19 protein-coding genes and 3 tRNA genes are annotated in these 19,701 nt (G+C 58.2%); 14 read left to right on the top strand and 8 right to left on the bottom strand.

The features are described from left to right. The first annotated feature begins 6 nt into the window (after positions 1-6). The 5 genes from GG681_RS12775 to GG681_RS12755 all read left to right on the top strand — a co-directional run bounded on the left by GG681_RS12775 (position 7) and on the right by GG681_RS12755 (position 5,813). Positions 7-291 (top strand): sarcosine oxidase subunit delta, encoded by a 285-nt coding sequence (locus GG681_RS12775; protein ID WP_153548413.1) that lies wholly within the window; start codon positions 7-9, stop codon positions 289-291. Next, positions 288-3,260: a sarcosine oxidase subunit alpha family protein gene (locus tag GG681_RS12770; protein ID WP_153548412.1), complete on the top strand. Its 2,973-nt coding sequence runs from the start codon at positions 288-290 to the stop codon at positions 3,258-3,260. Before GG681_RS12775 ends, GG681_RS12770 begins: the two co-directional genes overlap by 4 nt. After that, positions 3,253-3,828 carry a sarcosine oxidase subunit gamma gene (locus GG681_RS12765; protein ID WP_153548411.1) on the top strand — a complete coding sequence of 192 codons (576 nt, stop codon included), beginning with the start codon at positions 3,253-3,255 and terminating at the stop codon, positions 3,826-3,828. The genes GG681_RS12770 and GG681_RS12765 overlap by 8 nt, the downstream gene beginning before the upstream one ends. Positions 3,829-3,863: 35 nt before the next feature. Continuing rightward, positions 3,864-5,012, top strand: a complete 1,149-nt coding sequence (locus GG681_RS12760) for an aromatic ring-hydroxylating oxygenase subunit alpha (protein WP_235899936.1) — start codon at positions 3,864-3,866, stop codon at positions 5,010-5,012. Between the two features lie 516 nt (positions 5,013-5,528). Beyond that, on the top strand, positions 5,529-5,813 hold the full coding sequence (locus tag GG681_RS12755; RefSeq protein ID WP_153548410.1) for a hypothetical protein: 285 nt from the start codon (positions 5,529-5,531) through the stop codon (positions 5,811-5,813). A 92-nt stretch (positions 5,814-5,905) separates the two neighbouring features. Here the strand turns inward: GG681_RS12755 and GG681_RS12750 are convergent. The 6 genes from GG681_RS12750 to GG681_RS12725 form a co-directional block, all read right to left on the bottom strand. Continuing rightward, positions 5,906-5,982 (bottom strand) — tRNA-Arg (locus GG681_RS12750). Between the two features lie 94 nt (positions 5,983-6,076). After that, positions 6,077-6,153, bottom strand: a tRNA-Arg gene (locus tag GG681_RS12745). Positions 6,154-6,247: 94 nt separating this feature from the next. Beyond that, positions 6,248-6,324: transfer RNA gene (locus GG681_RS12740), tRNA-Arg, on the bottom strand. 136 nt (positions 6,325-6,460) lie between these two features. After that, a complete protein-coding gene (locus GG681_RS12735; protein WP_153548409.1) occupies positions 6,461-7,858 on the bottom strand; it encodes a sensor histidine kinase in 1,398 nt (465 codons plus the stop codon). A 30-nt stretch (positions 7,859-7,888) separates the two neighbouring features. Further along, positions 7,889-9,307 carry a dihydrolipoyl dehydrogenase family protein gene (locus GG681_RS12730; RefSeq protein WP_153548408.1) on the bottom strand — a complete coding sequence of 473 codons (1,419 nt, stop codon included), beginning with the start codon at positions 9,305-9,307 and terminating at the stop codon, positions 7,889-7,891. A gap of 5 nt (positions 9,308-9,312) precedes the next feature. Beyond that, positions 9,313-10,080, bottom strand: coding sequence for a TVP38/TMEM64 family protein (locus GG681_RS12725; RefSeq protein WP_153548407.1), 768 nt, complete (start codon positions 10,078-10,080; stop codon positions 9,313-9,315). 343 nt (positions 10,081-10,423) lie between these two features. On the opposite strand from GG681_RS12725, the gene rpmH reads away from it, so the two are divergent. From rpmH to yidD, 3 genes are all read left to right on the top strand, one after another. Next, positions 10,424-10,558, top strand: coding sequence for a 50S ribosomal protein L34 (gene rpmH / locus GG681_RS12720; protein ID WP_005980833.1), 135 nt, complete (start codon positions 10,424-10,426; stop codon positions 10,556-10,558). A gap of 54 nt (positions 10,559-10,612) precedes the next feature. After that, complete coding sequence (gene rnpA, locus GG681_RS12715) at positions 10,613-11,038, top strand: ribonuclease P protein component (protein ID WP_153548406.1); 426 nt, start codon at positions 10,613-10,615, stop codon at positions 11,036-11,038. A 108-nt stretch (positions 11,039-11,146) separates the two neighbouring features. Continuing rightward, entirely contained in the window at positions 11,147-11,413 is a 267-nt protein-coding gene (gene yidD, locus GG681_RS12710; protein ID WP_153548405.1) for a membrane protein insertion efficiency factor YidD, read from the top strand. 90 nt (positions 11,414-11,503) lie between these two features. On the opposite strand, the gene GG681_RS12705 is transcribed toward yidD, so the two are convergent. After that, on the bottom strand, positions 11,504-11,767 hold the full coding sequence (locus GG681_RS12705) for a DUF3833 family protein (protein ID WP_328593379.1): 264 nt from the start codon (positions 11,765-11,767) through the stop codon (positions 11,504-11,506). Positions 11,768-11,956: 189 nt separating this feature from the next. Here GG681_RS12705 and ttcA point away from each other — a divergent pair, with 189 nt between their 5' ends. The 5 genes from ttcA to yihA all read left to right on the top strand — a co-directional run bounded on the left by ttcA (position 11,957) and on the right by yihA (position 17,833). Next, positions 11,957-12,844 carry a tRNA 2-thiocytidine(32) synthetase TtcA gene (gene ttcA, locus GG681_RS12700; protein WP_153548404.1) on the top strand — a complete coding sequence of 296 codons (888 nt, stop codon included), beginning with the start codon at positions 11,957-11,959 and terminating at the stop codon, positions 12,842-12,844. Positions 12,845-12,908: 64 nt separating this feature from the next. Then, positions 12,909-14,444 (top strand): putative bifunctional diguanylate cyclase/phosphodiesterase, encoded by a 1,536-nt coding sequence (locus tag GG681_RS12695; protein ID WP_153548403.1) that lies wholly within the window; start codon positions 12,909-12,911, stop codon positions 14,442-14,444. Positions 14,445-14,622: 178 nt separating this feature from the next. Beyond that, positions 14,623-16,440: a membrane protein insertase YidC gene (yidC, locus tag GG681_RS12690; RefSeq protein WP_153548402.1), complete on the top strand. Its 1,818-nt coding sequence runs from the start codon at positions 14,623-14,625 to the stop codon at positions 16,438-16,440. Next, entirely contained in the window at positions 16,437-17,183 is a 747-nt protein-coding gene (locus GG681_RS12685; RefSeq protein ID WP_153548401.1) for an MOSC domain-containing protein, read from the top strand. The genes yidC and GG681_RS12685 overlap by 4 nt, the downstream gene beginning before the upstream one ends. Beyond that, positions 17,183-17,833, top strand: a complete 651-nt coding sequence (gene yihA, locus GG681_RS12680; protein ID WP_153548400.1) for a ribosome biogenesis GTP-binding protein YihA/YsxC — start codon at positions 17,183-17,185, stop codon at positions 17,831-17,833. Before GG681_RS12685 ends, yihA begins: the two co-directional genes overlap by 1 nt. Positions 17,834-17,946: 113 nt before the next feature. On the opposite strand, the gene GG681_RS12675 is transcribed toward yihA, so the two are convergent. Continuing rightward, on the bottom strand, positions 17,947-18,675 hold the full coding sequence (locus GG681_RS12675; RefSeq protein ID WP_153548399.1) for an SDR family NAD(P)-dependent oxidoreductase: 729 nt from the start codon (positions 18,673-18,675) through the stop codon (positions 17,947-17,949). A 131-nt stretch (positions 18,676-18,806) separates the two neighbouring features. Between GG681_RS12675 and argB the strand changes: the two genes are divergently transcribed. Next, complete coding sequence (gene argB, locus GG681_RS12670; protein ID WP_153548398.1) at positions 18,807-19,667, top strand: acetylglutamate kinase; 861 nt, start codon at positions 18,807-18,809, stop codon at positions 19,665-19,667. The last annotated feature ends 34 nt before the right edge of the window (positions 19,668-19,701 follow it).

The following is a 19,701-nucleotide window of genomic DNA, read 5'->3' as shown; positions in this document are numbered from 1 at the left end:
AAACACATGATCAGAATTCCCTGTCCCTACTGCGGCACCCGTGACCATAGCGAGTTCTCCTATGGCGGTGACGGCTCGATCCAATACCCGGCCTTGGATGCGCCGATGCAGGACTGGCACGATGCGGTGTTTCAGCGCGAAAACATCTGCGGCCTCCAGGTCGAGACCTGGCAGCACGTGAATGGCTGCCGCATGTGGCTCTTGGTGGAGCGTGACACCATGACCCACGAGATCCGCTCCGTGCGCCCGGCCCACCCCGACATGGAGCAGGCGCTGGAGGTAACGACATGAGCGCGACACGTCTGAGCAAAGGCGGGCGGATCGACCGCAGCCAGCCGCTTCGCTTTACCTGGGATGGTAGATCCTATCAGGGCTTTGCTGGTGACACCCTAGCCTCGGCTTTGATGGCCAATGGCGAAAGGGTCCTGGGACGCAGTTTCAAATACCATCGCCCGCGCGGCATCATGTCTGCAGGTGTCGAGGAATCCGGGGCCATTGTAACACTAGGCACAGGTAACCGGGCTGAGCCCAATACCAAGGCCACCATGGTCGAGCTTTATGACGGGCTTGTGGCCTCGGGGCAGAACGCCTGGCCCAATGTGCGCAATGATATCGGTGCGGCGCTAGGGGTGTTTGGCCGGTTTTTCTCTGCGGGTTTTTATTACAAGACTTTCATGGGGTTGCCGCCTTTTGAATGGGGCCGCGGCACTGGCCTGTGGATGCAGTACGAAAAGATCATTCGCAAAGCGGCCGGCATGGGAGAAGCCTCGCGCGAGGCGGATCCGGACAGTTATGATCATCTGCACGCTTTTTGTGATGTTCTGGTGGTTGGCTCCGGCATTGCCGGGCTGAATGCGGCCTTACGGGCGGCACAACAGGGCAAGGATGTGATCCTGGTGGAGCAGGATTACACGCTGGGCGGCGATCTGCTGAACCAGGCGGATCAGGCCGCTGAGGATACGCGCAGCGAGCTGATCGCGGCGCTGGAGTCCGCAGACGTGCGGATCATGACGCGCACCACCGCCTTTGGTCTATATGATTATGGCACCGCCGGGCTGTTGCAGCGGGTGAGCGATCATCTGGCGGTGAAAACAGAACACTGCCCGCGCCAGCGGTTCTGGACAGTTCGAGCGGCGGCAACCATTCTGGCGACCGGTGCCTTGGAGCGCACCGTTGCCTTTGAAAACAACGACCGCCCAGGCGTGATGACGGTGAACGCTGCGCGCAGCTATCTCAACCGTTTTGGTATCCTGCCAGGGCAGAATATCGTGTTGAGCACCAATAATGACTCGACCTACGAGGTGGCGGCAGAACTGGCTGGGGCCGGTGCCAGGGTGACTTTGGTTGACCTGCGCGCTGCTGCTCCGGCGGCTCTGGTAGATCAGACGCGCGGAGCTGGGGTTCAGTTGAAAACCGGCCTCGCTCCGCTCAGGGCTCTGGGCCACAAGGCGGTGACCGGAGTGCAACTGGCACGCCCAAACAGGAACAACTGGGTCGCGGCTGAAACTCTGCCCTGTGATCTCCTGCTCGTCTCGGCAGGGTGGTCGCCGGTGGTCAATCTGTTGTCGCATCGCGGCGCCAAGCCGGTCTGGGATCAGACCCTGGCCTGTTTCCTGCCAGCGCCCTGCGCTGAGAATGTCACCATGGCGGGTTCCGCCGCCGGGCACTGGGACGCCAAGAGTTGCGCGGCCTCGGGCCGGACAGCGGCGGATCAGGCTTTGGGATTGCCGAAGGAAGATCTCGCGCGGCTCGGCTGGGAGACCCCGATCACGCCGCTCTATGAGGTGCGCCTGCCGGGTAAGAAAACCAAGAGCTTTGTCGATCCCCAGCATGATGTCACCGCAGCCGACGTGCGCCTGGCCCATCAGGAGGGCTTTGTCTCGGTCGAGCATCTGAAACGCTATACAACCCTGGGCATGGCCACGGATCAGGGCAAGATGGGCAATGTCATCGGTCTGGCCCTGATGGCCGAAGCCCTGGGCAAGGAGATCCCGGCAGTTGGCACGACCCGCTTTCGTCCGCCCTATACGCCGGTGGCTATCGGGGCTCTGGCTGGGCGCAATACCGGCAGTCATTTCAAGGTACTGCGCCGCACGCCACTGCATGACTGGAACCTGCGCCATGGCGCAACCATGACTGATGCGGGCCTGTGGCACCGTCCCTGGTACTTTGCCCGGAAGGGTGAAACCATCACCGAAGCCTATATCCGTGAGGCCACCACCGTGCGCCAGACACTAGGCATCTGTGATGTGAGCTCGCTGGGCAAGATCGCGGTGCAGGGGCCGGATGCCTCGGAGTTTCTCAACCGGATCTACAGCAATGCCTTTGCCAAACTGGCGGTGGGCAAGGCTCGCTATGGCATCATGCTGCGCGACGATGGCATGGTGATGGATGACGGCACCACTTGGCGCCTGTCCGAGAACGACTTTCTGCTCACCACCACCACCACGGGAGCGGGCAAGGTCATGGTCTGGTTGGAAGAGCTGTTGCAGCTGCGCTGGCCCGAGCTGAAAGTGCATGTCACCTCAGTCTCCGATCAATGGGCCGGGGTTTCGGTTGCTGGCCCCCAAACGCGGCAAGCCATCGCTGCTTGTTTGGAAGACCCCGATGCCATTTCGGCAGAGAACCTGCCCTTCATGGGCGTGCGCGAGACCCGGTTGAAATCGGGTATCAAATGTCTAATCGCGCGGATCAGCTTTTCCGGTGAGCTGGCCTATGAGCTCTATGTCCCGGCCAATCGGGGCGAGGCGATGATGGAGATGCTTTGGGCCGCGTCTGAACCCTTGGGCGGATGCCTATATGGGCTGGAGGCCCTGGGAACTCTGCGCATTGAAAAGGGCCATGTGACCGGCGCCGAACTGGATGGCCGCGTCACCATCGATGATGCGGGGCTAGGTAAGATGGCCTCGACCAAGAAACCCTTTATTGGCAGCGCCCTGCGACAGCGCCCGGAACTGGAACGCGCGGACCGGCCACAGCTGGTCGGGATCTTCCCCAAGGACCGCAGCGAGAGCTTCAACGGCGGCGCCTTGCTGTGCAAACCCGATGAGATCTCGGGTTTTGGCGAGGGCTGGATTACCGCAGTCACGCATTCCCCGGCGATGGGGCACTGGATTGGCCTTGGCTATATCTCCGGCGGACAGGAGGCCTGGCAGGGCAAGGTGGTGACGGCAACGGATCCGGTGCGCAAAGGCGATGTCGCGGTCGAGATCGTCTCCCCCCACATGTTTGACCCCAAGGGAGAGCGGATGCATGGCTAATTCTACATCCCCTTTGCAGAGCAGTCGCAGGCTGGGCCAGTTTGGTCGCGCTGGTACTATTGGTGTGACCATCGAAGAGGTGACGGGTTTTGGCATGGTGCAATGTGCCGCCTGGGGCGCAACCCTGGCGCAGGTTGGTGCCGCCGCCGCCGCCGCGGCTGGCTGTGAAACGGCCCCCCAGCCCGGGCAGTGTCATGCAGGTACTGGGGCCTTTCTTCTGCGGGTCGAGCCTTTGAAATGGTGGCTGGTTGCTGCCCCGGGAGCTGAGGTCCCCACGCCGACAGTGGCCCCTGAGGAGGGGGCGGTGCTCGATCTGCAGGATGGACGCTGCTGGCTGCGGATAAGTGGCGCGCAGGCTGAGACCCTGCTCAACCACTTCCTGCCGCTGGATCTGCGCCCCGCAGCCTTCCCGGTGGGGGCAGTGGCCAGCACGGCCTTTCATCACACTGGCGTCACCCTGTGGCGCACAGAGGAGCATTTCAATCTTCTGATCCCCCGCAGCTCTGCCCAATCCCTGTGGGAGCTGCTCTCTGAAAGCGCGCGACAATATGGGCTGGCCGAAACATAATCAGACACAGCAAGCCATTTGGCTGGGAGTAAAACATGAAACCGCATATGCCACTTGATGAATTGTTGGAGGCCCTGCGCCGCAACGCAGAGCTGCCGGATGAGCTGGCCGAGGCAACACCCCCGCAGATCTACACCTCGCCGGAGTTCCTGGAGTTGGAGCTGGACGAGATCTTCAATCATGAATGGTTCTGTGTCGGTCGGATCGACGAGTTCGAAAACCCGGGGGATTACCGCACCATGACCATCGGGCGTGACCCGGTGGTGGTGCTGCGCGACCGCGATGGCAATCTGCGGGCCATGTCCAATATCTGCCGTCACCGCATGGCGACATTGCTGGAAGGCTCGGGCAATATCCGGAGGCGCATCACCTGCCCTTATCACGCCTGGACCTATAATCTGGACGGCCAGCTGATCGGTGCCGCCCATATGCGGGAGAACTTCGACAAGAAGGAGGTCTGCCTGCCACAGTTCCAGGTCGAGGTCTGGCAGGGCTGGGTTTATGTCTCTCTGGACCCGGAGGCAGAACCACTTGCGCCGCGCCTGAGCCTGCTGTCGGAACATCTGGCAAACTACCAGTTGGACAAATACCGCACTTTGTTCCGGGCAGAAGAGATCTGGGACACCAACTGGAAGATCCTGGTGCAGAACTTCACCGAGGGGTATCACCTCTTTGTGGCCCATGCCAAAACCATCGAACCCGCGATGCCGACCAAGCTGGCCAATGCGATGCACGGCAGCGAGGGGCACAGCCTGTACAAACAGGGGCGCATTCCGGGGAAATCCTACGAGCGCGCTTCGGACATGCAGGTGGACAATCCACTGCTGACGGAAGAGGATCGTAACACAGCCGTCTTATCCGCTGTCTTCCCCTGCCACGTGATGTCAGTTGTGGCGGAGCGCACCTTCTGGCTGTCGTTGCAACCGCATGGCACTGGACAAGTGAAAGTTCTGTGGGGCGCGGACTATTACCCTGGATCGGTTCCAGAAGATCCGGAGGAACGCGCCGCCTACGCAGCAGAATTGAAGGCCGGTTTTGATGCGATCAACGACGAAGACAAACCGATCATCGGCGGAATTGTCAAAAATGCAGGAGCTTTAGCTGCCGAGCCTGGCCGACTTTCGCCGAAAGAGCGTACAGTTTGGTACTTCCAACAGTATCTGGCCAGGGTTTTGACAGGTTGACTTTCGCTATGAAAACCCAGCTCTTCCCCGGACACATTCCGGAGCCAGATCGCACCATATGCTTGTATCATAGACGCAAGGAAAAACTTGAATTTAGGTAAGAGATCCAAATGCGAGTGAAACCGCCCTACTTTTCATAGATGGGCTTGCTTGGGCATAGCTGGCATAAAGAAACGTGCCGCGAAGGTCGGAAATCCGGCCTTCGTGTTGAAGACAAGCTCAGTTCAGCTTCTTAACTGAAGGTCCGCAACGCGCTATCAGCGGTCCTTGCTTTCGGACAAGCGAATGTCAGTTTTGTCCGCGTAGCGGTCTTGCCGGAACCAGACGTTGAGTGTCTGCTATGCGCCGTTCAAGCCCTGCCGCACATGCAAAGGTTTGCCAGGTGGTCAGCGTCCGCTGAGGGCTGAGGGTGTATGAAAACTCCGGCCCACAAGCTCTCTCGTCGCGCTCGATTTCAGAACCTGTGCAAAGTTCTCTCAGAAGCACGAGAGAATGCACATACAGGGTGTTTTCGGCATGTTTCGCGTTTCGGCGATGATTGCTTGTGACATCATCATCGGACCCAGAATGTTGACGCCGAAGGCAATGTCGCCGCAAAATCTCTGCATCGAAATGGCGCCGTTCCTGGCCGCAAGCCGCGACAGCAAGGAAGTTGCCGGCTCGCACGAGGAGTGCGGCACCGTCAGCGGTAACTGCGGGAAGTTCGTTCCGGGAGTGGCAGGTAAGCTTTTGACCACGCGAGGCTTCCGAGATCAGACAAAGGCTGGATTGGCCGAATCTTACGATCACCAACTCAACTAAGCAACGTCGCTATGATTTCAGGAAATTCCGTCGAATGGGTCAGTTATCTGTCACAAAAGTCGATTTTGCTTGGCATCTGACAAGAGGCAGAATGGCGGACCGAGGAGGATTCGAACCCCCGACCCCTTGATTCGTAGTCAAGTACTCTATCCAGCTGAGCTATCGGTCCATTCTGCCGCAGAACTGAGAAATTCTTCAAGTTCTGCCGTCTGACGCTCCCTATCTGCGCCGCTTCAATCGCCAAGATGCGATCGGAGGGAAAGTGGCGGACCGAGGAGGATTCGAACCCCCGACCCCTTGATTCGTAGTCAAGTACTCTATCCAGCTGAGCTATCGGTCCATTCTGCCGCAGAACTGAGAAATTCTTCAAGTTCTGCCGTCTGACGCTCCCTATCTGCGCCGCTTCAATCGCCAAGATGCGATCGGAGGGAAAGTGGCGGACCGAGGAGGATTCGAACCCCCGACCCCTTGATTCGTAGTCAAGTACTCTATCCAGCTGAGCTATCGGTCCACTGTGAAGCCGGGGTTTAAAGTGAGCCGCAGACATGCGCAAGAGCAAAAGCGAATTATTTTGAGTGTTTTTACAAAACCCTCTTTGCTGCCCTGAGCGGATCGCCTCGGGCGCGTAAATCGCAATCCGTATCGCCTTAGATCACCGCCTGCAGCGCCTCATCCCCTTTGGGCAGGATAATTTCAAAGGCGGTGCCATCTGCCCCGGTACGGTTCAGCCGCACCTGGCCACCGTGGCCGCGTGCAAGCTCAGCTGCGATTGCCAAGCCCAGGCCAGAGCCACCCTTGCGGATGCCACCCTGAAACGGGGTAAAGAGATTTTCCTGCGCTTTCATCGGAAGCCCCGGCCCGGTGTCGACCACTTGAATGCACCAGTCTGGCCCAATCTCGCCCGCTTCAATAAGGATGCGACCCTCTTTGCCGGTTGCCGCAATTGCCTGCCGCGCATTGCGCACAAGGTTCATGATCACGCGAAACAGCTGTTCGGGATCGGCGCGCACCACCAGATCAGCGGGCACCTGCGATTGAATTGTGACCAGATTACTGTCCTCGGCCAGGGTTTCGCCCGCCACCACATCATCCACCACCGTATAGAGCGGCACCATAGTGAGCGTGGGCGCAGGTTCTTCGGCACGACCAAAGGCCAGTGTGCCCTCACACAGGGACACCGCGCGGGTGATGGAGTTCACAAGCTTGGGGGCCAGGCGGCGCACGGTTGGGTCTTCGCTCATCTCGATGCGGTCGGTGAACAGCTGCGCCGATGTCAGGATATTGCGCAGATCATGGCTCACCTTTGCCACCGCACTGCCAAGCTGCGCCAGACGTTCGCGCTGCTTCAATGCGTGGGTCAGCTCTACCTGCATCTGCTGCAGCGCTTCTTCGGCTTCGCGCAGCTCTACAACGCCCGCATTGGGGGTGATAATGCCGCGGGCATCTTCGGGCGCCTGCGCATAGCGCTGCATATAGCCAACAACGCCCTTGATCGGACGCACAAGGAACATGCGCACCGCCCAGAATAGCAAGATCGCGGTGAATATCGAAATCACCGCCGAAAGCACCAGAATACGCAGACCATAATCAAGCATCGCCATGCGCAAAGGCTGGGTCTCGATGGTGATTTCAATCAAAAGCCCCGCATCGCGCACCGGCTCACCGATGACGCGGATCACCTCATCCGGGCTGCGCACCAACCGCATCATTGCATCACGAATGAGGGTCATCGCCGTGGCTTCACGCAGATCAAAGGTCGTGGCGATCGGCTCAGGGATGGGTGATGCCAGCATCAACTGGCGCAACTTATCGCGCCGCAGCACCACGTTATAGACCTCTGCGTTTTGCAGCAGCTCCGCTTCTAGCTCAGTGTCGAGCATATCATCAGCAAGCAGCGCCAATGAGGCGATCTGCGCCCGCTCCAGCCGATCTTGTAGATATTCCTGACGAAACCGCGCAATCGAAGGCACAAAGATCAAAACCTCGGCCAGCATTACAAAGACCAAGGTCAGGACCAGAAATCTCCCTGAAAGCGTATTGAGCATTCTGCTCCCTTTTTTGTCCGGTCAATTATGTCAGGGCATCCATCGCTGAACAAACCTTACCATACGTTTAACGAATTGGTTTTCGAATAATTTCGGAGAGAAATAAGCCCCCGCGGCCCGTTTGTTAAGCTCTGCTATCGTTGGATAGGGCGCTATCATTGCGGCAATCTGGCTCATTTTCATATTATTGGCCAGCGCCATCGACCACAGCGCGCATTGTTCGCCGGCCTGATGCCCCACCAAAGACACCCCAACCGGCCGCCCTTTCACCACCATAACCTTGATCAGGCCTTTGGTTTTGCGCTCGGCAATGGCGCGATCATTGTGGCTATAGTGAAAGCGCACCACATCCAATTTGCGGCCAAATTTCTCCTGCGCCTGCGCCTCGGTCAGACCCACTTGCGCGAGCTCTGGATCGGTATAGGTGGCCCAGGGGATATGGTTGGTTTTAGCCTTGGATGGCAGGCCAAACAGCGCGGATTTGGCAATCACACTGGCATGATAGCCTGCCACATGGGTGAACTGCAGCCCACCGGCCACATCCCCAATGGCATAGACCTTTGAATTGGTGGTTTTCAGACTGTCATCCACCTTAATGCCCGTGCGCGTGGTTTCGATCCCTGCGGCCTCAAGGTTTAGCTTGTCGATATTGGCTTTGCGCCCAACGGCCATCAATAGATGACTGCCGCGATAGATTGCGCCATCGGCAGTGTGCACTTCAATCGCACCTGCAGTGCCACGAATTTCGCTTGCCAGCGCCTCTTCCACGATCTCGATGCCTTCGTCACGCAGGCTTTCCAGCGCAATCGCTGCAAGCTCGGGATCATCTTTACCCAGCGCCTTGGCCCCTTCGATCACCGTGACCTTACAGCCAAGCCGCACATGCGCCTGCGCCATTTCCAAACCAATAGGACCACCGCCGATGATCAATAGGTGTTCGGGCTTTTCTTTCAGCTCAAACAGCGTCTCATTGGTTTCAAACGGCACCGTATCCAAACCCGGAATTGGCGGCACCAATGGGGATGAGCCGGTGGCAATCACAACCCGGCGCGCGCTGATGCGATGGTTGCCCGCTTCCACCTCAGTTGGCGAAACAAACCGGCCATATTCGCGAAGAACCTTCACACCAAAGCCTTCAAACCGCTCCTGGCTGTCCATTGGCTCAATGGTGGCAATGACATCCTGCACGTGTTCTTTGGCAGCGCCATAATCCACCTGCGGCTGCTGATCTGACACGCCAAAGGCGCTTGCATGGGATTGACTATAGGCCGCCTTCCCCGCCGCCAAGAGCGCCTTTGAAGGGACACAGCCAAAATTCAGGCAATCACCACCCATTTTATGGCCTTCCAGCAAGACCACATTGGCCCCCATCTGGCTGGCACCCGCCGCAACCGACAAGCCGCCAGAGCCCGCGCCAATCACCAGAAGATCACAGGTCAGTTGTTCCATCGGGCTCACTCCGCCTCATCTGATTCATTGGTAGATTGCGCCGGGCGAATGGCCTTGATCACGATTGGAAGCGCCGCCAGCACACACAGCCCAAGGATCGGCCCAATTACATGAGGCTCCCACAACAGGCTCAGATCGGGGGTCTCACCGCGGTCAAATACTTCGCCAAGGCCCACACCAATCCAGGTGAAAACGATACCACCCGGAACAATGCCCACCGCAGTGGTCCACAGGAAATTGCGCAGCCGCACCCCAACAAGCGCAGGCAGCAGATTGGCCACAAAGAACGGCACAGCAGGCACCAGGCGCAGCAGCAGCAGCACTTCGATTTCATTCTGACGCAGGGCGTTTTTCAGGCTTTGCACCCGCCCGCCCGCGTTCTCGATCTTAGCGTTGAGATACTCCCCAAGCCCCCAGCGTGCCGCCAGGAAGATGCCGGTTGCGCCAATTGTGGCCGCAACCACATTGGCAAATGTGCCCGCCGCAAGCCCAAAGAGAAACCCACCCGTCACCGAGGCCACCGCCGCCCCCGGCAGCGAAAAGGCCACAATCACCACATATATGCCCATGAACATCAGCAGCATTGCGCCAAAGTTCTGATCGCGAAACGCCACCAGTGCTTCGCGGTTGTCGCGCAGGGTGTCAAAGCTCAGATAATCCTTGAGCGTCACGGCACCAATCAGCGCCACGGCCAGGACGGCAATCAAAGGAAGGTTGCGCATGATTCCCCCTTTTGCTGTGGGTTTTTGCTGCGGTTTTACGGTTTCGCTCATGTGGCACCTCGGCAAGTGGCTGCAGACATTCGTATTGTCTTCTCTTTGTGGTACGCTCTAAGTATGCGCAGATCGAGACCAGCCCGCCCCGCTTCACGCTGCCTTGATCACAGCCTGCGCTTTTGTGAGATATGCAACAAAGGGACGGGCAATTCGTTACAAAGCGGTGCCGTTTGGCCGCTTTTTTGACGGAAATATTGCAGTTTTGCTGCAAAATCGGAGTTAAGCCCGGGAAAGGGGTTTGACTTGCGCGGCGATCACTTCTAAAGACCGAGCCTCGAGATTGACCCCGGGTGTGTGTGATTCCGCACTGTTCCCGCATAGTTTTATGGAGACCGGAGCGATGAAACGCACCTATCAGCCTTCGAACCTGGTTCGCAAACGCCGTCACGGCTTCCGTGCGCGCATGGCCACTAAAGCAGGCCGCAAGATCCTGAACGCACGCCGCGCACGTGGCCGCAAGTCGCTGAGCGCATAATACGCGCATTTGCGATTTCCGTCAGGAACGGATTTTAAACCGCCGGAGGCGCCCATGGACGATGACACCATCGCGGGGACTACGCCTCCGGCGGTTTCCGTTTTGAACACAGATGATTCCCAGCCCGTCCAAAGCAAAAACCTTGGCGGCGTCGAGATCATTACCAAACGTCGCGATTTCCTGCTGGCCGCGCGTGCCAAACGCCAGGGCACCAAAGCGATGATGCTACAGGGGCGTCGCCGTGACGATGACGGACCTGCGCGGGTGGGCTTCACCTGCTCCAAAAAAGTAGGCAATGCAGTGGCACGCAACCGGGCCAAACGCCGCCTGCGTGAAATTGCCCGCCTTGTGCTGCCGGAACAGGGCCGCGCCGGTTGGGATTATGTGCTGATCGGACGCTTTGAGGCCACCGCCCAGCGCGATTTTCAGGCGCTACAGGATGATCTGCGCTACGCATTGCGCAAAATCCACAAATCATAGCGCTCCCGCCCGTGCCCTGCGCGTCAAAGACGCGCACGCCCCCGTTGGGCCCAGCGCCGCTGCGCGGCGTGGATTGCGCCGCCGCCATCAGCCTCTTAAGAAGAGCCCATGAATATTGTTGCCAAGATTCTGTCTTTGCCTATTCGGGCCTACCGGCTGATTTTCAGCCCCTGGGTGGGGTTTAACTGCCGCTACCAGCCCACCTGCTCCGCCTATGCGCTGGAAGCTTTGGAAAAACACGGGGCAATAAAAGGCAGCTGGCTGATTGTACGCCGCCTTGGCCGCTGTCATCCCCTGGGCGGAAGCGGCTATGACCCGGTGCCAGACCATGCGGAAAGCCAGGGCTGTGGCTGTCATTCTGGCTGCAAGAAATAGCTCACTGTTTTTCAAGAAACAGCGCCCCCCCCCCAGCAACACATCAAAGCGGCGCTGATAGGCTTTGTTTATTGGCAGCCCTCGGCTCCCTCAGCTTAGCTCCGCGCTGAGAGCCCCGGTTTTCTTCAGGTTCCAAAGCCGCGTTTCCCGGCTGCCATCGGCGTAACAGAAACGCTCATCCAGCGTCAAAACCTGACCATCCCAGCGGCCATCAATTTCCACCTTGAACCGGCGGCCCACCGTGCCAAACCGATCCTGAAATTGCCCATAGGCAATGGTACGGCCCGCAAAATACTCTTCGAGGTTTAGATCATTGGTGCTGAGCTTTTGATCATCCAACCTGGGGGCGACCACAGGCGGTCACCCCGATCAGCGCCGCCAGGGCAATCACTGCTGAAATCGTTTTTCGCATCTTTGGTCCTTTCATAGCGATTACGCGAAACACCGGGTTTTGGATCAATGCACCCACACGCAGGGCGCGAAGATTGCCGCCGCGATGGGATTTTTCTTGGCAAATGGCTCCCGCTTCGCTAGGGGGCCGCCATGCTTGATGATGATCTGGACGAAATCCACCCGCTCTTTGCAGGCGCGCCCAAAACGACCGCCTTCAAAAAGCTGCGCAAGCGCATCGTGAAAAACACCCGCGAAGCGATTGAGCAGTACGGCATGGTAGAAAAACGCGCCGATGGCAGCCGCCCGAAGTGGTTGGTGTGCCTGTCGGGCGGCAAGGACAGCTATACCATGCTTGCCATCCTATATGAGCTGAAATGGCGCGGGCTTTTGCCTGTGGACCTTTTGGCCTGCAACCTGGATCAGGGTCAGCCGGGTTTTCCGGCGACGGTTCTGCCTGCATTTCTTGAAAAAATGGGCGTTGAACACCGCATTGAGTATCAGGACACCTATTCCATTGTGATGGACAAAGTGCCCGAGGGACGGACCTTTTGCGCTCTTTGCTCGCGCCTGCGTCGTGGCAACCTGTACCGCATCGCACGCGAAGAAGGCTGCTCGGCCGTGGTGCTGGGCCATCACCGCGATGATATCCTTGAAACCTTCTTTATGAACCTGTTTCACGGTGGCCGTCTTGCCACGATGCCGCCAAAGCTTGTGAACGAAGAAGGCGACCTCTTTGTCTATCGTCCGCTGGCGCATGTGGCCGAAGCTGATTGTGAAAAATTCGCCCGTGACATGGATTACCCGATTATTCCCTGTGATCTTTGTGGCAGCCAGGATGGGTTGCAGCGTCAGCAGGTGAAACAGATTCTGGATCAGTGGGAATCAAACAGCCCCGGACGCCGCCAGGTGATGTTCCGCGCATTGATGAATGCGCGTCCTTCACACCTTCTGGACCCCAATTTGTTCGATTTCCTCGGTCTAAGCGCAAAAAAAGCGGTGGATTTGAGTGAATCTGAGGAGATTCCAAAGCTGCGTTAAAGGTTCAGTCAGAACACGGCCTCTAGTGTGGACCCACGCCAAAGTATAGGTGAAAGGTCCGCAAATGAACTATTCAAACTCAGGTCTGCTGGCGCGGTTACGCAAATCGCTGGCACCTGTCCTATTGGGGCCACCGGTACTTGCGTTTTTGCCCGCACTCACCCTGGCCACCTATTGGGTGGGTGGTGAATACGCGTTGTTGGCTGTTGCGCTGGGATTGCCGCTGTTTTTTGCAGGCCTTGGGATGTTCACGCGTTCCGGCAATGTGCCGCAAGATAGCGCCACAGGTTTTGTGCTGCGCGACGGGTTTGAAATGGCGGTGCAAGAGGTTTTTGAAGCCTCTCAGAAAAAGGGCCTGAACTCTGCTGTCTTTGTGCTCGAAATTGATCAATTTGCTGAGCTGGAGACCGAATATGGGGCGCAGGCCTGCGATGATCTGCTGCGCCAGATGGGCAATCGCCTGCGCAGCGTGACCCGCAGCCGGGACTGTCTTGCCCGCATTACAGAAAATAAGTTTGCCATCTGCCTGAACGCGATGCCGCATCTGGATCTTGAACTGTGCATCCAACTGGCCGGGCGCTACCAGGCCAAGATTGAACAGGCGCTCTCTCTTGATGCAACATCGGTCTATGTCACCTGCTCTGTTGGGTTCTGCAGCCGCCAGCTTGCACCAGACAACACCGCCGATGATTGGGTCGCCGCCGCCTTTGCCGCGCTCGAAGAGGCCAAACACAACGGCCCCTCTGGCATGCGCGCCTATTCGGCTGAGCTGCATCACCGCACAAAACGCCGCCGCAATCTGCATGGCGAAGTAGTCCAAGCGCTTGAAAGTGGCCAGATCCAAGCCTGGTTCCAGCCGCAGATCAACACTGACACCGGCCAGATCTCCGGCTTTGAGGCGCTGGCGCGTTGGGTGCACCCTGTGCATGGTATGATCCCACCGGTAAAATTCCTGCCTGCGCTCGAAGATGCGGGCCTGATGGAGCGGTTGAGCGAAGTGATGGTCTATCAATCCCTCTCCGCGCTGAAAGCCTGGGACGCTGCGGGTGTGATGGTGCCGCAGGTTGGGGTGAACTTTGCCGCCGATGAGCTGCGCAACCCCGGCCTGGTGGAACGGATCAAATGGGACCTTGAGCGGTTTGGCCTCTCTGCTGATCGCCTCTGCGTCGAAGTTCTGGAAACCGTGTTCAGCGACAGCCCCGATGATGTGATTGTGCGCAATATCGCCGCTTTGGGAGAGCTCGGCTGCCAGATCGATCTGGATGATTTTGGCACCGGCCACGCCTCGATTGGCGCAGTGCGTCGCTTTAACGTCAGCCGGATCAAGATTGACCGCTCCTTTGTCACCAAATCAGACCGCGATCCCGAGCAGCAGAAAATGGTCGCAGCCATCCTCACCATGGCCGAACGTCTGGAGCTTGAAACCCTTGCCGAAGGGGTGGAAACCGTGGGCGAACATGCGCTGCTGGCCCAGCTTGGCTGCAACCATGTGCAGGGATATGGCATCGGGCGACCGGTACCATTTGATCAGACCCTTGACTGGATCGCCGCCCATCAGGCCAAGCTGAAAGATCCACCCGCGATTGGTGGCAGACCCTGATCACTGGCGAATCTACGGGCTTGCAGCTGCTGCAGGCCCGCTTGGTTTTGACCGGATCACCCGCATCCAGCCGCGTTCCGGGGAGATAAAGCCCGTTTAGATCGGTTTCTGCTTGACCTTTGCAAGCCATGTCTGTTGAACCACCCTGTCATTCGCATGCATGAGGTGGCAGTCCCAGATGGACGATCAGAATAAGAACCTAATTCTCGCAACTGTGTTGAGCGGCGCTGTGCTGCTTGGATGGTACGCTATTTTTCCACCAGAAGAGCCCGAAGCGGTCTCTGAACTGAACCAGGCAGAGCTGACACCGCCTGCAGGCGCATCCGTCACAGCTCCGGCTGCTGCAGTTGCCCCTGCCGAGGCCAGCACGCTTGCCACCGCGGCAACCAGTTCAGATGAGGACGCGCCGCGTCTCACCATCGACACGCCCCGGCTCGAAGGCTCGATCTCGCTGAAAGGCGGTCGCATCGATGATCTGTCGTTCAAAGACTACAACGTCACCAATGATCCCACCTCGGACATCGTAAGCTTCTTGTCACCTGTTGGTGGCACCAATGCTTATTATGCGCTCTATGGCTGGGCACCGGGTGCCGGTCTTGGGATCGAAGACGTGCCAAGCGCCAATACGCTCTGGTCCGCGCCTCAGGACGCCACGCTGAGCCCCGACAGCCCGGTTACGCTGAGCTGGGACAACGGCAAAGGCCTGATCTTTAATCGCACCATCTCGGTGGATCAGGACTATATGTTCAAGGTCGACCAAAGCGTGACCAACAACAGCGACGCCTCTGTTGCGCTCGCGCCTTACGGCACGCTGGCCCGCCACGGTGAACCCGAAGATCTGAAAAACTTCTTCGTGCTGCACGAGGGCCTGATCCGCGAAGCCGACGGTGAACTGGCCGAAGTCAAATACGACAACATCCAGGATTTCGACGTTGATCCGCGCGATGGCTCCAACTCCGAAACCGTTGCAGTCGAAGACTATGGCTGGATTGGCTTTACCGACCACTACTGGATGGCAACGCTGATCCCCGAAAACGGCCAGCCGTTCCGCTCCATCGCCAAATATGATGCGCGCCGCGACATCTATCAGGCCGATGTGGTGATGCCGACGCTGACCGTTGCTGCGGGTGAAACCGCTGCCACCTCGACCCAGCTGTTTGCCGGTGCCAAAGAATGGGCCACCATCCGTGCCTATGAAAAAGGTGGCATCGAAGGCTTCCTCGACAGCATCGACTGGGGTTGGTTTGCCTTCCTGACCAAGCCGATCTTTGCGGTTCTGCACTGGCTCAACCAGATCATTGGCAACATGGGTGTGTCGATCATCGGCCTCACCATCTTGATCAAGATCCTGGTGCTGCCGCTGGCGTATAAATCCTATTCGTCCATGGCGAAGATGAAAGAGCTGCAGCCCAAAGTCGAAGAGCTGAAAGAGCGCGCCGGAGACGACCGTGCCAAGATGCAGCAGGCGATGATGGAGCTCTACAAGAAGGAAAAGGTGAACCCCGCCGCGGGCTGTCTGCCGATCCTTATCCAGATCCCGATCTTCTTCTCGCTCTACAAGGTGATCTTTGTAACGCTTGAATTGCGTCACGCGCCCTTCTTTGGTCCGTTCCAGGATCTCTCGGCACCTGACCCAACCTCGATCTTCAACCTGTTCGGCACCTTCCCCTGGGCCGCTCCAAACCCCGAAAGCATCCTTGCGCTGATCTTTATTGGTGTACTGCCGATCCTGCTGGGTGTTTCAATGTGGCTGCAGCAGAAACTGAACCCGGCACCCACAGATCCAACCCAGCAGATGATTTTTGCCTGGATGCCTTGGGTCTTCATGTTCATGCTGGGTGGCTTTGCGTCGGGTCTCGTGGTTTACTGGATCGCGAACAACACCATCACCTTCTGCCAGCAGTATGTGATCATGCGCAGCCACGGCTATAAGCCGGATGTGTTTGGCAACATCAAGAAGAGCTTCAAACGCAAGGCGAAATCGGAGAACGAATGAGCCATACCGTTACAGAGATCTGGCGTCACACGATCAAAGCACATGGTCGTGAGATGCTGGAGCAGGTAGAGATGACCGCCGGGCAAGCATTGCCCGGCGATCGTCTTTGGGCGGTTGCCCATGAACGTTCTGATGCCGATGGCACGGAATGGGCACGCTGCAGCAATTTCACCCGCGCTGCCAGCGCGCCACAGCTGATGGCAATTTCATCACGCTATGATGATGCCAGCGGTCTGATCACCTTGAGCCACCCCAGCGCCGGTGACATCACGTTTGATCCCGATGGCAATGATGCTGCCTTTCTCAACTGGGTGATGCCACTGATGCCCGAAGGCCGAGCCGAACCTGCGCGGATGGTACGCGCCGAAAGCCGCGCCATGACCGATACGCCCTACCCGTCGGTGACCCTGGCCAATCTCGCCTCGCACCGCGCAGTCGAAACGGCCATTGGCACGCCGCTGTCACGCCACCGCTGGCGCAGCAATATCTGGTTTGATCTGGATGACGCCTGGGCCGAAGAAGACTGGCTTGGCCGCGAAGTTCAAATCGGCGAGGCCATCTTTGCCGTGCGCGAACGGATGGAACGCTGTCAGGCAACGGCGGCCAACCCGGACACCGGTGTGCGCGACGCTGAAACCCTCAAAACTCTCAAAGATGCCTTTGGCCATCGCGATTTTTCCGTTGGTGCAGAAGTCATCCGCGCAGGCCACATTCGCCTGGGCGATACCGTAAAGGTGCTGTGATGCAAATGCAGTTTAGCCTGGCCGAAGCGCCAGATGATCTCTCTCTCGAAAAAGGTCGCAAACTCTTTGCGGGCGAATCCGAGTTCCTCAAAGGTGTGGTGGCCATGAATGGCCTGCCCGAAGCCGACCGCACTGAGGTCTGCTTTGCCGGGCGTTCTAATGTGGGGAAATCCTCCCTGATCAACGCGCTCACCGGCACCAAAGGGCTTGCACGCGCCTCCAACACGCCAGGCCGCACCCAGGAGATCAACTTCTTCATGCAGGGGCCCGAACATTATCTGGTCGACCTTCCGGGCTATGGCTTTGCCAATGCGCCGCTGGATGTGGTTGAAAAATGGCAGAAGCTTCTGAAAAGATACCTCTCCGGTCGTCAGAACCTGCGCCGTGCCTTTGTGCTGATTGACAGCCGCCACGGTGTGAAAAAGGTCGACGAAGAGATCATGAAGCTGCTCGACACCTCCGCCGTGACCTTCCAATGCGTGATGACCAAGGCCGATAAGGTCAAAGCCAAGGACCGCGAACAGGTGATCGAACAGGTCAAAGGCGCGCTGGCCAAACACCCCGCTGCCTATCCGGAAATCGTGCTGACCTCATCGGAAAAAGGCGACGGTATCTCGACATTGCGGGCCATTATCGCCAATCTCCCCTAAAACTTGCGCCCATCTCGGCCCAAATAAAATGATAAAGCCTGGCGGAGTATCGCTCTCACCGCCAGGCTCTTTTCTCAAATACTCAAATCCCGCAGCCAGCCACATAAGCTGGCTTACACGTGCTGCGCCCCGTTCACTTCGATCTCTGCACCAGAGATATAAGAACTCTCCTGTGAACACAGGAAATAGATTGCATCCGCCACTTCCGAGGGTTGCCCCAGTCGCTGCATTGGCAGTTTTTCGACAATTTTATCGGTTCCGGGGCTCAGGATAGCGGTCTCGACCTCTCCCGGTGCAATTGCATTGACGCGCACGCCCATTGGGCCAAAATCATGGGCCATCTCCCGCGTCAGCGCCGCCAGCGCCGCTTTGGATGTGGCATAGGCCGCCCCTGCAAATGGATGCACCCGGCTGCCCGCAATCGAGGTCACATTCACCACTGATCCTTTGGCCGCCGCCAGCTCATCTTTCAGGCCACGCGCCAGCACCACAGGCGCAAAGAAGTTCACATGGAACACCCGCCCCCAATCCGCCAGATCGGTGTTCAGCGTGCTCAGCCGCGCGCCGCCCTCACCTTTGGGGGAAATACCCGCATTGTTCACCAGCGCATCCAGATGACCACCCAGTTTTTCCTGAATGATCCCCAGCGCATTGATGGTATCAGCCGGGTCTGACAGGTCCAGCTCAACATGATCTGCGCCATCTGCCCCCCAGGGGCATTCCGCAGGCAAAGCATTGCGGGAACAGGTCAGCACCCGCCACCCTTCATTGTGAAATCTGCGCACGGTGGCATGGCCGATTCCACGGCTAGCTCCGGTCAGCAAAAGCGTTTTCTTCCGCATCTGCTCTCTCCTGTATGGATTCTCCAGCGAATCTAGCGAATGCACCGCCCGCCGCAATGGAATAACGTACACAGGCCTTGGCAGCGGGCTGAATTGCCCGTAAACCCATCCGCCAAAGGGATGATAGAGCGATGAAGAAACAGGATATGAACCGGGATTGGATTGCTACCGCGGAAACACTGTCAAGCGCCCTGCCGTATCTGCAGCGCTATGATGATGCCATTGTTGTTGTCAAACTGGGCGGTCACGCCATGGGCAGCGATGAGGCAATGGAAAGCTTTGCCCGCGATATCGTTCTGCTCCGACAAGTTGGCGTGAACCCGGTGATCGTCCACGGTGGGGGTCCGATGATCAACGCCATGCTCGAAAAGCTCGAAATCAAGAGCAACTTTGTCAACGGCAAACGGGTGACAGACGCAGCCACTATGAACGTGGTGGAAATGGTGCTCTCTGGTGTGGTGAACAAACGCATTGTTCATGCGCTCAACCGTCAGGGTGGCCGCGCCGTGGGGCTTTCGGGCAAAGACGCCAATCTCATCACCTGTGATGTGCCAAACCCGGCACTGGGCTTTGTGGGGCATCCGGCCCAGATGGATCCCACCGTGCTGCGCGATCTGTTTGAAAAAGACATGATCCCGGTGATTGCCCCCATTGGTGTGGGCCAGAACGGCGAGACGCTCAATATCAACGGGGACACCGCCGCAGGTGCCATCGCCCAGAGCCTGGAAGCGGATCGCCTGCTGCTGCTCACCGATGTGGCCGGGGTGAAAAACGCCGCTGGGGATGTGATGACCGAGCTCAAAGCCTCTGATGTCGAAGCCATGACCCAGGATGGCATTATCGCAGGCGGCATGATCCCCAAAACCGAAACCGCACTCGAAGCGGTGCGCGGTGGCGTACGTGCCTGCACCATTGTTGATGGCCGGGTCCAGAACGCGGTCTTGCTTGAGCTGTTCACCGACCACGGTGCAGGCTCGATGATCCGCGCGTAACCGCGCCAACACCACAGTCGCGCATTTGATTTTG

The organism is Tritonibacter aquimaris, from assembly GCF_009617595.1.
Taxonomy (GTDB): domain Bacteria; phylum Pseudomonadota; class Alphaproteobacteria; order Rhodobacterales; family Rhodobacteraceae; genus Epibacterium; species Epibacterium aquimaris.
This window is presented reverse-complemented; position numbering and strand designations above follow the sequence as displayed.

Excerpts from the sequence above, each read along its gene's own strand:
- yidC (WP_153548402.1), top strand. The coding sequence starts at position 14,623 with ATGGACGATCAGAATAAGAACCTAATTCTCGCAACTGTGTTGAGCGGC.
- ttcA (WP_153548404.1), top strand. The coding sequence starts at position 11,957 with ATGCTTGATGATGATCTGGACGAAATCCACCCGCTCTTTGCAGGCGCG.
- rnpA (WP_153548406.1), top strand. The coding sequence starts at position 10,613 with ATGGACGATGACACCATCGCGGGGACTACGCCTCCGGCGGTTTCCGTT.
- yihA (WP_153548400.1), top strand. The coding sequence starts at position 17,183 with ATGCAAATGCAGTTTAGCCTGGCCGAAGCGCCAGATGATCTCTCTCTC.
- rpmH (WP_005980833.1), top strand. The coding sequence starts at position 10,424 with ATGAAACGCACCTATCAGCCTTCGAACCTGGTTCGCAAACGCCGTCAC.
- yidD (WP_153548405.1), top strand. The coding sequence starts at position 11,147 with ATGAATATTGTTGCCAAGATTCTGTCTTTGCCTATTCGGGCCTACCGG.
- argB (WP_153548398.1), top strand. The coding sequence starts at position 18,807 with ATGAAGAAACAGGATATGAACCGGGATTGGATTGCTACCGCGGAAACA.
- GG681_RS12730 (WP_153548408.1), bottom strand. The coding sequence starts at position 9,307 with ATGGAACAACTGACCTGTGATCTTCTGGTGATTGGCGCGGGCTCTGGC.
- GG681_RS12775 (WP_153548413.1), top strand. The coding sequence starts at position 7 with ATGATCAGAATTCCCTGTCCCTACTGCGGCACCCGTGACCATAGCGAG.
- GG681_RS12725 (WP_153548407.1), bottom strand. The coding sequence starts at position 10,080 with ATGAGCGAAACCGTAAAACCGCAGCAAAAACCCACAGCAAAAGGGGGA.
- GG681_RS12685 (WP_153548401.1), top strand. The coding sequence starts at position 16,437 with ATGAGCCATACCGTTACAGAGATCTGGCGTCACACGATCAAAGCACAT.
- GG681_RS12765 (WP_153548411.1), top strand. The coding sequence starts at position 3,253 with ATGGCTAATTCTACATCCCCTTTGCAGAGCAGTCGCAGGCTGGGCCAG.
- GG681_RS12760 (WP_235899936.1), top strand. The coding sequence starts at position 3,864 with ATGAAACCGCATATGCCACTTGATGAATTGTTGGAGGCCCTGCGCCGC.
- GG681_RS12695 (WP_153548403.1), top strand. The coding sequence starts at position 12,909 with ATGAACTATTCAAACTCAGGTCTGCTGGCGCGGTTACGCAAATCGCTG.
- GG681_RS12675 (WP_153548399.1), bottom strand. The coding sequence starts at position 18,675 with ATGCGGAAGAAAACGCTTTTGCTGACCGGAGCTAGCCGTGGAATCGGC.
- GG681_RS12735 (WP_153548409.1), bottom strand. The coding sequence starts at position 7,858 with ATGCTCAATACGCTTTCAGGGAGATTTCTGGTCCTGACCTTGGTCTTT.
- GG681_RS12755 (WP_153548410.1), top strand. The coding sequence starts at position 5,529 with ATGTTTCGCGTTTCGGCGATGATTGCTTGTGACATCATCATCGGACCC.
- GG681_RS12770 (WP_153548412.1), top strand. The coding sequence starts at position 288 with ATGAGCGCGACACGTCTGAGCAAAGGCGGGCGGATCGACCGCAGCCAG.